Raw genomic sequence first — 16,248 nt, forward strand, 5'->3', positions numbered from 1 at the left:
CCTTTATTCCTCAAATGCTGCCAATACGACCATGACGGCGGCCATAGGTTGCGCAAATTTTAAGAGTTTTGCTCCAATGGCAAACTGACCCGGAACAAGGCGCCTTCACCCAACGCACTGTGCACGGTGATTTCCCCGTGATGCGCGGCAACAATTTGCTCAGAGATAAACAGGCCCAAACCCAGCCCGGCGACCGCATGTTTGGCGGTAACACGCTCGAATTGCAGAAATATTCGTTGCTGGTTCTCTTCGCTGATGCCAATGCCTTGATCCCGCACCTCAACCACTGCCCGTTTGCCTTCAGCGTACACCGACACATCAATCGGGCTTTTGGCCCCATAGCGCAACGCATTGGTCAACAGGTTGGACACCACTTGCTCGATCCTGAACTCATCCCACTGCCCCACCACCGGCTGCTCGGCACGCAAATTGATGCTCGATTGTGCGGCGCTGATTTGCGAGGCAAAGGTATGGACCAGGGTAGTCACCAGCCGCGACAAATCGAATTCATTGGGTCGAATCGACAACTTGCCCGTGCGAATGCGCGACACATCGAGCATGTCTTCAATCAGCCGGATCAGGCTCTGGATCTGACGCTCATCGCGCTCGACCATGGCCTGCATCTTGTCCATGGTAAAAGCTGCCGCGTTATCGCGCGCCAAATGCATTTTGCGCAATTGGGTTTCGAGAATCAGCCCGTTGAGTGGCGTTCGCACCTCGTGGGACACAATCGACATGAAGTCGTCGCGCATGCGCACAGCATGCTCAAGTTCGCCCTGAGTTACTTGCAATTGCGCCAGCAGCACTTCCTGTTCGCGGCGGCTCTTTTCCAGCGCTTCAACCTGCTGCCTGACCGCCTTTCGTTGCCGATACAGATCGACAAACACATTAACCTTGCTCTTGACCGCGTGAATGTCCAAAGGCTTGTGCAAGAAGTCCACGGCACCGCTTTCGTAGCCCTTAAAGGCATAGTTCATCTCACGGCCTGCGGCACTGACGAACACGATCGGGATGTTTTTGGTTTTGTCAGTGCCACGCATCAGCTCAGCCAGTTCGAAGCCATTCATGCCCGGCATCTGGACATCAAGGATGGCAATGGCGAACTCGTGTTGCAGCAACAGCGACAAGGCCTCGTCGGCCGACAAGGCTTTATAGACAGTGCGATCCTCGCGCTTGATCAGCGCTTCGAGCGCCAATAAGTTCTCAGGCAGATCGTCCACGATCAGCAACTTGGCTTGAATATCACTCAGTAGCATTCGATTCGTTCCAGCTCAACAAGCAGACGGCCGATGCCGCGCAAAGGGAGGATGTAGTCTGGTTTTATCCGATCCAGTGCCGCTTGCGGCATGGTCGAAACCAAGGCTTCTTCAGGGTCCTGGATGATGGTCAAGCCGCCTTGCAGCTTGACCGTTACCAGCCCCTGAGCACCGTCCTGATTGGCGCCAGTCAGTAATATCGCGGCCAGATGGTGTTGATACACATCGGCCGCGGACTCAAACAAATAATCAATCGAGGGCCGTGAGTAGTGCACGCGCTCCTCGCGACTCAACGAAAAACTGTGATCACGCTCAATCGACACGTGATACCCGGGGGCAGCGAAATACACCGTACCGGGCACAATGGACTCTTTGTCATCCACCTCTTTGACCGGCACCTGCAAGCGACGACCAAACACATCCGCCAACTGGCTGCGGCGTTCATCGGGCAGATGCAGCACCACGATAATGGGCAAACCAAAGCCGGGCCTCAGATCGGCGAAAATCGCCAGTAACGCCTCAACCCCGCCCGCAGAAGCGCCCACTACAACCGCATCGACACGCCGCGAGCGGTCGCGCTTCACTTCTTGATCATTGCGGGTCATAGCTTGCGATAAATCCGTTCAGGCTTGAGCAACGCCGAGAACTGCTTGCTGTAGTCAGAAAAGTCCAACGTCTCCTTGCTGCCCAACATCAAAAAACCGCGGTGACATAACGATTCATGAAACAAACCAAAGGCGCGATTTTGCAAATTTTTATTGAAGTAAATCAGGACATTACGGCACGAAATTAAATGTGTTTCTGAGAACACGCTATCCGTCGCCAGGCTGTGATCGGCAAAGGTCACATTCTCACGCAGGCTCTTGTCGAAAATGGCGAAGTCATAGGCGGCCGTGTAGTAATCAGAAAACGCCTTCTGACCGCCGGACTTTTGGTAGTTCTGGGTGTAGGCGCGGATATTTTCCAGTGAAAAAATCCCCTGCTTGGCCTTGTCCAGCGACCGCGGGTTTATGTCCGTCGCATAGATGATGGTGCGGTCCAGCAAACCTTCTTCACGCAGCAAGATGGCCATCGAATACACCTCCTCACCGGTGCTGCACCCTGCAATCCATATTTTCAGTGACGGGTAGGTTCTGAGGATCGGCACCACTTCCTGGCGAATGGCCAGGAAGTGTTCCGGGTCGCGAAACATCTCGCTGACCGGAATGGTCAAGTACTGCAATAACTGCATGAATGCCGTGGGGTCGTGTAGCACCCGCTCCTGCAAAGCCGAAATGGTACTGCAATCAAATTGACGCATGGCGTGATGCACCCGGCGCTTGATCGATGCGCCAGAGTAATCACGAAAGTCATAGCTGTACTTGAGATAGATCGCTTCAATCAGCAGCCGTATTTCGATATCGGTGTTTCGCGTCACTTATATACGTTCCATTTTGGGTAGCCACACACGAATCAGAGAGAACAGGCGATCCAGATCGATGGGTTTGGCCAGGTAATCATTGGACCCGGCTTGCAGGCAACGCTCCTGATCGTCCTTCATGGCCTTGGCCGTGACCGCGATGATCGGCAGCTTGCGCCAGCGCGGGTTCTTGCGAATCTCAACCGTGGCTTCGTAGCCGTCCATCTCGGGCATCATCACGTCCATCAGCACCAGGTCGATGTCGTCGACTTCATTCAAGCGTTCGATGGCTTCAAGACCATTGCGGCCAATGACCACAATCGCGCCCTTTTGCTCCAGCGCGCTGGTCAGCGCGAAGATATTTCGAACATCGTCGTCCACCAGCAAAATCTTGCGGCCCTCAAACACTTTGTCGCGACTGCGTGCCGTTTTGAGCATCGTTTGCCGTTCATGGGACAACTGAGATTCAACTTTGTGCAGAAATAAAGTCACTTCATCGAGCAAGCGTTCAGGGGAGCGCGCGCCCTTAATGATGATAGAGCGCGAATACTTGCGCAGTTCCGCCTCCTCATCCCGCGTCAGGTTACGCCCGGTGTACACGATGACCGGCGGGAATGAGCAAATGTCTTCGGTGGACATGCGCTTGAGCAAGTCGTTGCCCAGCATGTCCGGCAGTTTGAGGTCGATGATCATGCAGTCGTAGATATTTTCGCGCAGCAGGTCCAGAGCCTCCTGCGCGAAGCCCACGGCCGTAATTTCAATGTCGTCATCACCGATCAGGCGCGCAATACTGTCGCGCTGCAGGTCATCGTCTTCAACCAGCAACACCCGCTTGACCTTTTGTGTCAGCTTCGCTTCAAGGCGGGCAAACACATCTTTGAGTTCCTCGCGAGTGGTCGGCTTGACCGCATAACCCACCGCGCCCATGTGCATGGCGGCTTCAACCCGGTCCTCGACCGAAATCACATGCACGGGGATGTGCCGGGTCGGAGCCAGCTCTTTAAGACGCTGCAATACGGTCAATCCGGAATGATCCGGCAGGCGCATATCGAGCAAAATCGCATCCGGAATAAACTCGGCCGCCAGGCTGAAGCCTTCATCCGCACCATGGGCGACGAGGCACTGATACCCCAACTCATGCGCCAGATCGAAGAGGATGCGCGCAAAGTTAGGTTCGTCTTCAATCACCAAAATACAACGCGTCGTGAACGGTGCTTTTTCACGGTCGTCCATGAAGCGGGGTATCTCGACCGGCGCCATCGCTGCAACGACCGGTGCGGCTTTGGCCGTCATCTGCGTAGCTCGGGCGGGCAGCTCGGGCGCGGGTTGCGCATAAGGCTCATCGTGCTCGATAAACTGCTGGGGCAAAATCAAAGTGAAAATGCTGCCCTGGCCCGGTTCACTGGTGATGCTGATCGAGCCGCCGAGCAATGTTGCCAGATCACGCGAAATCGACAGCCCCAAACCTGTACCGCCGTAGCGCCGGTTGGTGGTGCCGTCTGCCTGACGGAAGGCTTCGAAGATGCTCTCCTGCTGGTCAGGTGCAATACCGATGCCCGAGTCGCGCACGGTGAAGGCAATGCCCTCCCCCGGTTGACGTGAAACGGTCAGGCTGACCTGGCCTTTTTCAGTGAATTTAACGGCGTTGGACAGCAGATTTTTCAGGATCTGCTCCAGGCGCTGACGGTCCGTGAAGATCATCGGCGGCGTGCCAGGCTGCACTTCAACGTGGAAATCCAGTGCCTTGTCTGCGGCCATTGGCTGGAACATGCCGCGCAAGCCTTCAATGAGCCTGGCAACCGTTGCATTCTCGGGGCGCACTTCAAGCTTGCCGGCTTCTACCTTGGAGATATCCAGAATGTCGTTGATCAGGTTCAGCAAGTCGTTACCCGCCGAGTAAATCGACTCGGCAAATTTGACCTGCTCGGCACTCAGGTTCTGTTGCGGGTTTTCGGACAGCAGTTTGGCCAGGATCAACGAACTGTTCAGCGGTGTGCGCAGTTCATGCGACATGTTGGCCAGGAACTCTGACTTGTATTTGCTGGAGCGCTGCAATTCTTCTGCACGCTCTTCGAGCTGCACCTGAGCCTGATTCAGCTCGGTGTTTTTGTGGTCCATCGCATCACGCTGCGACTCCAGCGCCAGGGCCTGATCGGCCAGCTGCTCGTTGGTTTGTTCGAGTTCCGCTTGCTGGGTTTCGAGGTGGGTTTGCGACTCTTTGAGAATGCGCGATTGTTCTTCCAGCTCTTCGTTGGCGGTTTTGAGCTCTTCTTGCTGCACCTGCAACTCTTCGTTGAGCTGCTGGGTTTCGGCCAGCACTTCTTGTAGGCGCTGACGATAACGTGCGGCTTCAATCGAGGTGCCGATGTTGTCGGCAATCAGCTCGAACAGCTCGGTATCACGCTCCGTCAAAGGGCGCAGAAAGCCCAACTCGATCACGCCATTGACCCGGTCATCATCACTGGTCGGTATCACTAGCACACTGCGAGGGCTGCCTTCGCCTAACCCAGAGCTGACTTTGAAGTAATCCGCCGGCACGTCGTCCAGGCGAATCAACTTATCTTGTTGGGCGGCCTGGCCAATGATGCCTTCATCGTTATGAATCACTTGGTCTTGCATTTCTTGCTCGCGGGAAAACCCGTAGCTGGCCACGCGCTTAAGACCGCCATGGTCTTCGCGCACATACACAGCAGCGACCACAGAACCCAGGTATTGGGCACAGAACTGCAAGATATTGCGCCCCAGCATGTTCAGCGTAAGGCGCCCTAGCACCTGCTCTGCTAGCTCGGTCTGCCCGTTGCGCAGCCACGCCTGTTGCTCCAGGCGCTGGGCGCTCTTGAGCTGGGCGTCGAGGGTATAGCTGTAACTCTTTGAAAGATTGACCAAGTCACGACGACCGATATAGGCCAAAAAGCCACTTACGCCCAGGACAAAGACCAAATACAGGCCGATGACCAGGAAGGTGGTGCGGGTCACATCGTCGTTACGCGCCACGCGCAGTTGCTGCTCCATCGCAATAAAGGCGTCGAATTCCTTGCGGATCTGATCAGTGAGGCGCTTGCCGCGCCCAGCCTGGACCGCACCGCGGTAATCACCATTGTTGCGACGCAAGTCGATCATGGATTTTGCGTAGTTGCTCCAGTCATTCTGCAACGCCTCAAGGCGCTTGAGCCGATCGACTTGCTGCGCGTTATCGCTGACCAACTCTTGCAAACCGTGCAGCTGCGCAATGATCTGCGGCCTGGCCACTTCATACGGGTCCAGAAAATGCTCATCACCGGTGATCAGGTAACCGCGCATGCCGGTTTCCAGGTCAACCGTCAGCTTCATCGCTTCATTGGCGTTGCTGATCACCCGGTCCGAATGCTGGAGCCACTGAATGACTGACAGCAAAAAGCTGATCATCACCACAAACAAAACGGCGCTGAGCACGCCCACGCCCAAGGGCAAACCAACGTTGCGACTCAGGAGCTTGCGAAAACTTCGCTCATCAACCGATGCAGGTGCATTCATTTTTCTGGCCCGTGAACAGTCATAAAAAACAGCAAGTTTGCCGGAATATCGAGTAAATAATCTATTTTCTTACAATAAACGGTACAAATTCGTGCAAAGCGCTGCCTTCTATCGTGGCTAGCAGCTATTCTTGCAGGCCTTGTATAGGCATTTTCTTAGTACAAGAGCGGGAACTTGTCCGGGGTGTCAGCTTACTGATACTGCATGCCACACCTGTTTACCCACCCGCGCTCACATTTTTTCGGGATACCCATTATGTCCGCAACACCCTCCACCATCCTCGTCGTCGAAGACGATGACATTGTTCGCATGCTGATCGTGGATGTACTGGAAGAACTTGAGTTCAGCGTGCTGGAGGCTGACGGCGCTGAACAGGCACTGCTCTTTATCGAAGATGCTCAACAAACCATTGATTTGCTGATGACAGATGTCGGGTTGCCCAACATGGGCGGCATTGAACTGGCCAATCAAGCTCGCGAACTGCGCCCGGCATTGCCCATCTTGTTTGCCAGCGGGTATGCCGAAAGCCTGCAAAAGCCAAGCGACATGTCCGTCATCGCCAAACCCTTCTCCATCGACCAATTGCGCGACACGGTTAAAAGCATTCTGTCCGCCTGCTGATAATTGACGGCTCCCCCGCGCTCGTGCTCTCCTACACATCTTGTATCAGGTGCCCTTCACAGGGTGAAACGGGAAACCGGTGCGTCAGGTGTTTATCGACCTGATCAGTCCGGTGCTGCCCCCGCAACGGTAAGCGAGAGACACATCAAAACCACTGTGCCGCTGGCATGGGAAGGTGATGTTTAACGGTTCAAGCCCCTTGAACCCCTCGCAAGCCCGGAGACCGGCCTGAACACATCGAATAACAAACCCGCGGTGGGCGGGCGCTGTTGAACCCTGCGCACGTCGTTCGCGGGGTTTTGTTGCGCTCTATCGCCCGCTGTCTGACCAGAGGGAAGCGCCATGTCCATCAGCACCAGCCGTACCCAATCCGCTGCCACCACGTCCACTCAAAGCCAACGCATCGTCGCTGCTGTCAGCGCGGCAGTGCTGGGCGCCTTTCTGGTGTATTTCGCAGGCTTTTCGCACATCGATGCGGTGCACAATGCCGCGCATGACACCCGTCACAGCTCTGCCTTTCCGTGCCATTGAGAAGCCCTGCCATGATTAAGCGTATTGCTCAAACCGCAGGCTTTACGGGCCTGCTGGCCGCACTTGTGCTCACATTGCTGCAAAGCTTTTGGGTCGCACCGCTGATTCTTGAAGCCGAAACCTTTGAAAAGCCTGCGCCCACTCAAACCCATGATCACGCTGACAGCGCCATGCCCGCTCACAGCCATGACGCCGAGGCTTGGGAGCCGGAAGACGGCTGGCAGCGCGTACTGTCGACCACCGGCGGCAACCTCGTGGTCGCGGTCGGTTTTGCGTTGATGCTTGCAGGCTTGTACACCTTGCGCAGCCCTACCCGCACATCACAAGGCTTGTTGTGGGGCGTGGCCGGTTACGCCACGTTCTGCCTGGCGCCCACCCTGGGTCTGCCACCTGAACTGCCAGGCACCGCTGCGGCTGATTTGCTGCAACGCCAGATCTGGTGGGTCGGCACCGCCGCCTCAACGGCCGTGGCCATTGCGCTGGTAGTGTTTGGCAAACATTGGGCGCTGAAGGTGTTAGGCATCGTGATTGTGGTCATTCCGCACATCATGGGCGCCCCTCAACCCCTGGTGCATTCGAGCCTGGCACCCGAAGCCCTGGAGTCACAGTTCAAAATTGCGTCGCAATTGACCAACTTCGCATTCTGGCTGGCGTTGGGCGTTATCAGCGCCTGGTTATTCCGGCGCAAACCTGAAAGCCAGTACGGCGCATGACCCAAACCCGCACAGTGCCAACCCTGGTGGTTGGCCTGGGCTGTCGGCGCGGCTGTCAGGTTGAAGAAATTCAGGCGCTCCTCGAACGTTCGCTGAAACAGGCCGGGATCGCGTTGAACACGATCCGGGCCTTGGCCAGTATCGAACTGAAACAGCACGAACCCGGACTGCTTCAACTGGCTCAACAGTTGCAATTACCGTTCAGGGTGTTCAGCGCGCAACAACTGAGTGTGCATGCCGCGCAACTGAGCCACCGTTCGAACCTGTCGTTGGCGCACACGGGGTGTTACGGCGTAGCTGAAAGCGCCGCGCTGGCCCTGGCTGAACACCTCACAGGCCAGCCTGCCCGCTTGCTGATCACTCGCCAAACATCGGCCGGGGCAACGTTTGCAGTGGCTTGCTGCGGGTAAAAAACGCGATAATCCCCCGCCTCACTATGAGCGCTGCTCAAGAGCCGCTCTATTTCGCCCTTTTCAAGAGACTGCCATGACTGTTTACTTCATCGGTGCCGGCCCCGGCGATCCAGAGCTGATTACGGTCAAAGGTCAGCGCCTGATTCGCCACTGCCCGGTGATCATTTATGCCGGTTCTCTCGTGCCCGCTGCCGTATTGGAAGGGCATCAGGCACATCAGGTGATTAACAGCGCCGAGTTGCACCTTGAACAAATTATTGAAGTGATCAAAGCCGCCGACGACAAAGGCCAGGATGTTGCCCGCGTGCACTCCGGCGACCCCAGCCTCTACGGGGCCATCGGCGAACAGATTCGCTGCCTGCGGGCACTGAATATTGCCTTTGAAATCATCCCCGGTGTCACCGCAACAGCGGCCTGCGCGGCACTGCTGGAGACAGAACTGACCCTGCCGGACATCTCGCAAACGGTGATTCTGACCCGCTACGCTGACAAAACCGTCATGCCTGCTGGCGAAGAACTCGCAAGCCTGGCGCAGCACAAGGCAACCATGGCGATTCACCTGGGCGTCAAACACCTGGAAAAGATCATTGCCGAGTTGACCCCGCACTATGGCCCTGACTGCCCGATTGCCGTGATCCATCGGGCCAGTTGGCCGGACCAGGACTCGGTGAGCGGAACCCTGGCGGACATTGCGCACAAGGTGCAGGCAAAAGGTTTCAAACGCACGGCGTTGATCCTGGTTGGCCGGGTACTGGCCAACGACAGCTTCAGCGATTCTTCGCTGTACCGCGCGGGGCATGCGCACCTGTATCGGCCTTGAAAAACAGGCGTAAAAAAACGGTGCTCACGGGGCACCGTTTTTTTATGCAGCTCGCAGCGAACACCCTGTGACTGATGACTCAGTAGTAGGCGTTTTCTTTCTGCGAGTGGTCGGTCACGTCACGTACGCCTTTCAATTCAGGAATACGCTCCAGCAACGTGCGCTCGATGCCTTCGCGCAAGGTCACGTCCGCCTGACCGCAACCCTGGCAACCACCACCGAACTTGAGTACGGCGATGCCGTCTTCAACCACTTCAATCAGGCTGACCTGACCACCATGACTGGCCAAACCGGGATTGATCTCGGTTTGCAGGTAGTAGTTGATGCGCTCGTTGATCGGGCTGTCGGCATTGACCATCGGCACTTTGGCGTTGGGCGCTTTGATGGTCAGTTGACCCCCCATGCGGTCGGTCGCGTAGTCCACCACGGCATCGTCAAGAAACGGCTCGCTGACCGAATCGATCCAGGCAGTGAACGTCTTCAGGCCCAGCGCGGTATCTTCAGGCTTTACTTCGTTAGGCTTGCAGTACGCAATGCAGGTTTCAGCGTACTGGGTGCCGGGTTGCGTAATGAAGACGCGGATGCCGATGCCCGGGGTGTTCTGCTTGGACAGCAGATCAGCCAGGTAATCGTGGGCGGCGTCGGTAATCGTTATGGCGCTCATGGAATCTCCTCGCAGACATGGGGCGCAGTTTACGCCAATCGGCGCGCCTGACAAAGTCCTAGTATTTTTGTCAGGAAAGCCGCACCCCATGTGGGTAATACAAATGACCCTTACAGGTTCTCGTAGCGGTTCATGTCCAGCACGCCCGCCTCCACCGGATCGGTTTCGTTGATGTACTCGCCGATATCGTGAAAATACTGCCAGAACTGTGGATGGCTACGGCGAATGCCCCAGCGCTGCACAATCGCGTCAAAACTCGCCTGATCCTGGCTCTTCTCCATCGCCTCGACGAATGCCTCTACTTCCCCCGCCGGGATATTGAACATGAAGTTAGGGTAACTGCTCAGTACCCCCGGATAGATCGTCAAGGTGTCCAGCCCTGGCTGCAAACGGTATTCCTCACCCAACATAAACGCCACGTTGGTGTGCGCCCGGTTGCGCAACATGCTGTACATCTCACGTTTGCCGTCAGCGGCTTCGATACGCAGCATGGTGGCTTCAGGCAATTGATTGATCACTGCCAAACCGGCAGCTGGGCGCGACACCAGACGGCTCAACGATTGCTCGGCATACTGGAACGCCTGGGCAATACCCGTACGAGAACAATACGCACCGGTGCACCGGTTGATCGGGTCAGGCCGCGCATTCAGGGTACCGGTACGCTCAATCAGCTTGAGTGCAAAGTCGCGTTTGGGGTCCACCGGATTAAGCTTGATCCCGGTCGGGGTGTCAGTGTCGATCTTTTGATAATCCATCCACATCTTCAGCTTGCCACTGTTCTGATACCAGTCGCCGAGGATGTCAGCGCGCGCATCGGCGGGCATCAGCCGCAGAAAGTTCACCTCTGCACCATTGCGAATCAGGTCAAAGTACAAACGTGTCTGCGCCTGATGCGAGACATTGCCGAACACATCAAAGTTGACCGCCAGCTGATAGTAAGTCCGTTCAAGCAGCGGATAGTCGAACAACCACATAGTTTGCGGCACTTCACCGATCAACCCTTTGCTGACGCTGGCACTGTCAAAGTGGCGGAAGATCGTCAGCAGCGCGTTATCGTTACCCGCCCACAGGGTCGACCAACTGGGTGGTGGCATTTCGGCATAAGCGCTCTGGCGCAGTTCTTCATACTCGTTACGCTTGTCGCGGTAGTTGTGCCACAACGAAATGACACTGCCAACGTCATCGATTTGCCCCGGCATGGCCAGCAATGGCGTGGCCTTGCCGCGATAAGCTGCATCCGTCACATAACGGTCACGGGCAGGTTCCTGGAACACGGTCCAGAAATTATCGCGAATCACGTCGGTGGCAATTTGCCCGCGGCACACCGGCCCGCGAATGAAGGTGCGAACGAAATACTCCGCGTTGTCGAGCATGAACTGATAACGGGCCACCGCCGGGATCGCTTCAAAGGTCTCAAACGGGTTGGCGCGACCACGCGGGCCGTAACCCGGCAGTTTGGCCGCATGCCAGTCACCGCTGTAAAACAGCTGTTTGACCCGTGCCAGCTTGCTCGCCCCCATTGGATAAGTAATGTGGGTTTTGTGAACGATCACGCCTTGTACCGGCATCAACCGGTAATAAAAGGTGGTGCCCGGGTCGTCATTCGGGCGACGGGTGGCGATCAGATCAATGGGCTGCCCACTGGGCGTGCGCGAGCGTACCCACTGGAAATAATGCCCGGGCAGGCCATTGTCGAAATAGGCATGCGCGAGGAACAAATGCTCGTATAGCCAGCGGGCTACCAGCGCTTCAGTTGATCCGGGGCGATTAAGTAACTCTTCCCACTCCCCTATTTGCGTGGCTTCGATGGCTGTCGGCTTGATGGCGTTCTGATCGACCGGTGCGCCCTGAGCCAACCACGTCTGGACCGTCATGTACTGCTGATCGGTCAAGCCGGTTACGGCCAGCGGCATGCCTTCCTTGGGATGCTTTTGTGCGTAGTCATTGAATTCGCCCGGCGCCGGGCAACTGTTTTCACGGTTAAGCCCCAGCACGATTTCTTCAGGCAGCTTGGCATTGGGCGTCAGCGGCGTGCGGTGACCCAATTCGAGCATGCGCGCCATCAATGCGGCCTGCGCGCCCTGTGCGTCGAGCACGGAGTAAAAACCCTTGTTACGCCACTCCTGCGGGCCGCTGGCATCGTAAAAAATACGCGTCGGTGGTACGGCCGAGGTGCGATCACCCTGATAGACCGGCACTTTGCTCGCACCGCGGGTGGCGCCCTCCGCGCTCCCGAGATTGAGCTGGCACGCCGCATCGTTACACGCGTGGCAAGCCACGCATTTTTCAGTGAGGATCGGCTGGATATCCCGGGTATACGAGATAGCCGGACTTACCAGCGGGGTTTGGCCCAACGCTGTACTGCACACCACCAGCGTCACGGCGCCGGTGAGTAGGCGAAAAAACATGTGCCATTGTCCTGATATTAAAAATGTCGCGATTCTACCCGTCGAAGGCCCACATCAACATGAATGAAATTCATGTAAATTAGCGAACGATCAAATCCCACGCAGGTTTGTTATGATTTGCCATCTTTTGCATGGCTCTAACAGGTAGTCCTATGTCTGACCGCAGCGCTCGTCTCCAAGCACTTCAGCAAGCCCTCAAAGAGCGCATTCTGATTCTCGATGGCGGCATGGGCACTATGATCCAAAGCTACCGTCTAGAGGAACACGACTATCGTGGCACACGTTTTGCCGACTGGCCGAGCGACATCAAGGGCAACAATGACCTTTTGGTCATTACCCGCCCGGACGTCATTGGCTCCATTGAGAAAGCGTATCTGGATGCCGGTGCCGACATCCTCGAAACCAACACCTTCAACGCCACCCAAGTGTCTCAGGCCGACTACGGCATGCAGGCGCTCGCCTACGAGCTAAACGTAGAAGGCGCAAGGCTGGCGCGCAAGGTAGCTGACGCCAAGACCCTCGAAACCCCGGACAAGCCACGTTTTGTCGCCGGGGTACTCGGCCCGACCAGCCGTACCTGCTCGCTGTCGCCAGACGTCAACAACCCTGGCTATCGCAACGTGACCTTCGATGAACTGGTCGAGAACTACACAGAGGCCACCCAAGGACTGATCGAGGGCGGCGCCGACCTGATCCTGATCGAAACCATTTTCGACACCCTCAACGCCAAAGCTGCAATCTTCGCCGTACAAGGCGTGTTCGAAGAATTGGGTGTCGAGTTGCCGATCATGATTTCCGGCACCATCACTGACGCCTCGGGGCGCACCCTTTCCGGCCAGACCACCGAAGCGTTCTGGAACTCGGTCAGCCATGCCAAACCGATTTCGGTTGGCTTGAACTGCGCCTTGGGCGCCAGCGAGCTACGCCCTTACCTGGAAGAGCTGTCGAACAAAGCCGACACCTATGTTTCGGCTCACCCGAACGCGGGCCTGCCCAATGAGTTTGGCGAGTACGACGAACTGCCGTCCGAAACCGCCAAGGTGATTGAAGAGTTTGCCCAAAGCGGCTTCCTGAACATTGTCGGCGGTTGCTGCGGCACCACGCCGGGGCATATCCAGGCCATCGCCAACGCAGTGGCTGGCTACGCACCGCGTCAGATTCCGGACATCCCCAAAGCCTGTCGCCTCTCGGGCCTTGAACCGTTCACCATTGATCGCAGCTCATTGTTCGTGAACGTCGGCGAACGCACCAACATCACCGGTTCGGCACGCTTCGCCCGCCTGATCCGGGAAGACAACTACACCGAAGCCCTGGAAGTGGCGCTGCAACAAGTTGAGGCCGGTGCGCAGATCATCGACATCAACATGGACGAGGGCATGCTCGACTCCAAAAAGGCGATGGTCACCTTCCTCAACCTGATCGCTGGCGAACCGGACATCTCGCGCGTACCGATCATGATCGACTCCTCAAAGTGGGAGGTGATCGAGGCCGGTCTCAAGTGCATTCAGGGCAAGGGCATCGTCAACTCGATCAGCATGAAAGAAGGCGTCGAGCAGTTCATCCATCACGCCAAACTGTGTAAGCGCTATGGCGCGGCCGTGGTGGTAATGGCGTTCGATGAAGCCGGCCAGGCGGACACTGAAGCGCGCAAAAAAGAAATCTGCAAACGCTCCTACGACATTCTGGTCAACGAAGTCGGCTTCCCGCCGCAAGACATCATCTTCGACCCGAACATCTTTGCCGTCGCCACCGGCATTGAAGAGCACAACAACTACGCCGTGGACTTCATCAACGCCTGCGCCTATATCCGCGAGGAGCTGCCGTATGCCTTGACGTCGGGCGGCGTGTCCAACGTGTCGTTCTCGTTCCGTGGCAACAACCCGGTACGTGAAGCCATTCACTCGGTGTTCTTGCTGTACGCGATCCGTAACGGACTGACCATGGGCATCGTCAACGCCGGGCAACTGGAAATCTACGACCAGATCCCGACCGAGCTGCGCGATGCCGTCGAAGACGTGGTGCTCAACCGCACGCCGGACGCCACCGACAACCTGCTGGCGATTGCTGACAAGTACAAGGGCGATGGCAGCGTCAAAGAAGCAGAAACCGAAGAGTGGCGCAGCTGGGAGGTCAACAAACGCCTTGAGCATGCGCTGGTCAAAGGCATTACCACGCACATCGTGGAGGACACCGAAGAGTCACGCCTGTCGTTCAAACGCCCTATCGAGGTGATTGAAGGCCCGCTGATGTCGGGCATGAACATCGTCGGCGACCTGTTTGGCGCGGGCAAAATGTTCTTGCCACAAGTGGTGAAGTCCGCGCGCGTAATGAAACAGGCCGTGGCGCACTTGATCCCGTTCATCGAACTGGAAAAAGGCGATAAGCCAGAGGCCAAAGGCAAGATTCTGATGGCCACGGTGAAGGGCGACGTGCACGACATCGGCAAGAACATCGTCGGTGTGGTACTGGGTTGTAACGGCTATGACATCGTTGATCTGGGCGTGATGGTGCCCGCAGAAAAAATCCTGCAAGTGGCCAAAGAGCAGAAATGCGACATCATCGGCCTCTCGGGCCTGATTACCCCGTCACTGGACGAAATGGTTCACGTTGCACGTGAAATGCAGCGCCAAAACTTCCATTTGCCCCTGATGATCGGTGGTGCGACCACTTCCAAGGCGCACACTGCGGTCAAAATCGAACCCAAGTATCAGAACGATGCCGTGATCTACGTCACTGACGCTTCACGCGCCGTGGGTGTGGCCACACAATTGCTGTCCAAAGAACTCAAACCTGCCTTCGTGACTAAAACCCGCGAAGAATACGTCGAGGTGCGCGAGCGTACCGCTAACCGCAGCGCCCGTACCGAGCGCCTGAGCTATGCCGCCTCGATTGCCAAAAAACCTCAGTTCGACTGGGCCAGCTACCAACCAGTAAAACCGACGTTCACCGGCGCCAAGGTGCTGGACAACATCGACCTCAAGGTACTTGCCGAATACATCGACTGGACACCGTTCTTTATCTCCTGGGACCTGGCAGGCAAGTTCCCGCGCATCCTCACCGACGAAGTAGTCGGCGAAGCGGCTACCGCGCTGTATGCCGATGCGCAGGAAATGCTTAAAAAACTGATCGACGAGAAACTCATCAGCGCCCGCGCCGTGTTTGGTTTCTGGCCAGCCAATCAAGTCAACGATGACGACCTGGAGTTGTACGGTGACGACGGGCAACCGATAGCCACGCTTCATCACTTGCGCCAGCAAATCATCAAGACCGATGGCAAGCCCAACTTCTCGCTGGCTGACTTTGTCGCACCAAAAGACAGCGGCGTGACCGACTATGTAGGCGGCTTCATCACCACCGCCGGTATCGGTGCCGAAGAAGTGGCCAAGGCCTATCAGGACGCAGGCGACGACTACAACTCGATCATGGTCAAGGCCTTGGCCGACCGTCTGGCCGAGGCGTGTGCTGAATGGCTGCACCAACAAGTTCGAACGAACTACTGGGGTTACGCCAAAGACGAGCAACTGGCCAATGACCAATTGATCAAGGAGCAATACAGCGGCATCCGCCCTGCTCCCGGTTACCCGGCGTGCCCGGATCACACCGAAAAAGCCACGCTGTTCACGCTGCTGGACCCTGAAGCCGAGGAAATGCGTGCAGGCCAAAGCGGGGTATTTCTCACCGAGCACTACGCGATGTTCCCGGCCGCCGCGGTCAGCGGCTGGTACTTTGCTCACCCGCAAGCGCAGTACTTTGCGGTGGGTAAAATCGACAAGGATCAGGTCGATAGCTACACCGCCCGTAAAGGCCAAGACCTCAGCGTGACTGAACGCTGGTTGGCGCCTAACTTGGGCTATGACAACTGATTGTGTAGCAACCGCTACATTGTGCGCGCGCTGCTACCGCTCAACAG

General features: G+C 56.7%; 12 protein-coding genes and 1 riboswitch. Of the genes, 6 read left to right on the top strand and 6 right to left on the bottom strand.

Translation table 11 applies throughout. The annotated features are described in order from the left end of the window. Window positions 1–59 precede the first annotated feature (59 nt). From AP059_RS03925 to AP059_RS03940, 4 genes are read right to left on the bottom strand one after another with little or no spacing between them, the layout of a single operon-like run. Entirely contained in the window at window positions 60–1,256 is a 1,197-nt protein-coding gene (locus AP059_RS03925) for a hybrid sensor histidine kinase/response regulator (protein WP_059761970.1), read from the bottom strand. Next, on the bottom strand, window positions 1,247–1,861 hold the full coding sequence (locus tag AP059_RS03930; RefSeq protein WP_059761971.1) for a chemotaxis protein CheB: 615 nt from the start codon (window positions 1,859–1,861) through the stop codon (window positions 1,247–1,249). The genes AP059_RS03925 and AP059_RS03930 overlap by 10 nt, the downstream gene beginning before the upstream one ends. Next, complete coding sequence (locus tag AP059_RS03935; RefSeq protein WP_059761972.1) at window positions 1,858–2,673, bottom strand: CheR family methyltransferase; 816 nt, start codon at window positions 2,671–2,673, stop codon at window positions 1,858–1,860. Before AP059_RS03935 ends, AP059_RS03930 begins: the two co-directional genes overlap by 4 nt. After that, the gene (locus tag AP059_RS03940) at window positions 2,674–6,168 is read right to left on the bottom strand and encodes a response regulator (protein WP_059761973.1); all 3,495 of its coding nucleotides are present in this window, start codon (window positions 6,166–6,168) and stop codon (window positions 2,674–2,676) included. It lies immediately after the preceding gene. A 255-nt stretch (window positions 6,169–6,423) separates the two neighbouring features. Between AP059_RS03940 and AP059_RS03945 the strand changes: the two genes are divergently transcribed. The 5 genes from AP059_RS03945 (at window position 6,424) to cobM (ending at window position 9,266) form a co-directional block, all read left to right on the top strand. Further along, on the top strand, window positions 6,424–6,789 hold the full coding sequence (locus AP059_RS03945; protein WP_059761974.1) for a response regulator: 366 nt from the start codon (window positions 6,424–6,426) through the stop codon (window positions 6,787–6,789). 30 nt (window positions 6,790–6,819) lie between these two features. Continuing rightward, a riboswitch (cobalamin riboswitch) is annotated at window positions 6,820–7,035 on the top strand. 96 nt (window positions 7,036–7,131) lie between these two features. Further along, window positions 7,132–7,320, top strand: coding sequence for a CbtB domain-containing protein (locus AP059_RS03950; protein ID WP_059761975.1), 189 nt, complete (start codon window positions 7,132–7,134; stop codon window positions 7,318–7,320). An 11-nt stretch (window positions 7,321–7,331) separates the two neighbouring features. Beyond that, window positions 7,332–8,033, top strand: a complete 702-nt coding sequence (locus AP059_RS03955) for a CbtA family protein (protein ID WP_059761976.1) — start codon at window positions 7,332–7,334, stop codon at window positions 8,031–8,033. After that, window positions 8,030–8,443: a cobalamin biosynthesis protein gene (locus AP059_RS03960; RefSeq protein ID WP_059761977.1), complete on the top strand. Its 414-nt coding sequence runs from the start codon at window positions 8,030–8,032 to the stop codon at window positions 8,441–8,443. Before AP059_RS03955 ends, AP059_RS03960 begins: the two co-directional genes overlap by 4 nt. Before the next feature lie 76 nt (window positions 8,444–8,519). Continuing rightward, window positions 8,520–9,266, top strand: coding sequence for a precorrin-4 C(11)-methyltransferase (gene cobM, locus AP059_RS03965; protein ID WP_059761978.1), 747 nt, complete (start codon window positions 8,520–8,522; stop codon window positions 9,264–9,266). 79 nt (window positions 9,267–9,345) lie between these two features. On the opposite strand, the gene nfuA is transcribed toward cobM, so the two are convergent. Both nfuA and AP059_RS03975 read right to left on the bottom strand, forming a co-directional pair. Continuing rightward, window positions 9,346–9,930: a Fe-S biogenesis protein NfuA gene (gene nfuA, locus AP059_RS03970; RefSeq protein ID WP_048365821.1), complete on the bottom strand. Its 585-nt coding sequence runs from the start codon at window positions 9,928–9,930 to the stop codon at window positions 9,346–9,348. Between the two features lie 110 nt (window positions 9,931–10,040). Beyond that, entirely contained in the window at window positions 10,041–12,338 is a 2,298-nt protein-coding gene (locus tag AP059_RS03975; RefSeq protein WP_059761979.1) for a fatty acid cis/trans isomerase, read from the bottom strand. Between the two features lie 152 nt (window positions 12,339–12,490). Here AP059_RS03975 and metH point away from each other — a divergent pair, with 152 nt between their 5' ends. Then, window positions 12,491–16,201: a methionine synthase gene (metH, locus tag AP059_RS03980; protein WP_059761980.1), complete on the top strand. Its 3,711-nt coding sequence runs from the start codon at window positions 12,491–12,493 to the stop codon at window positions 16,199–16,201. The last annotated feature ends 47 nt before the right edge of the window (window positions 16,202–16,248 follow it).

The organism is Pseudomonas sp. TAA207, assembly GCF_001529285.1.
GTDB lineage: Bacteria > Pseudomonadota > Gammaproteobacteria > Pseudomonadales > Pseudomonadaceae > Aquipseudomonas > Aquipseudomonas weihenstephanensis.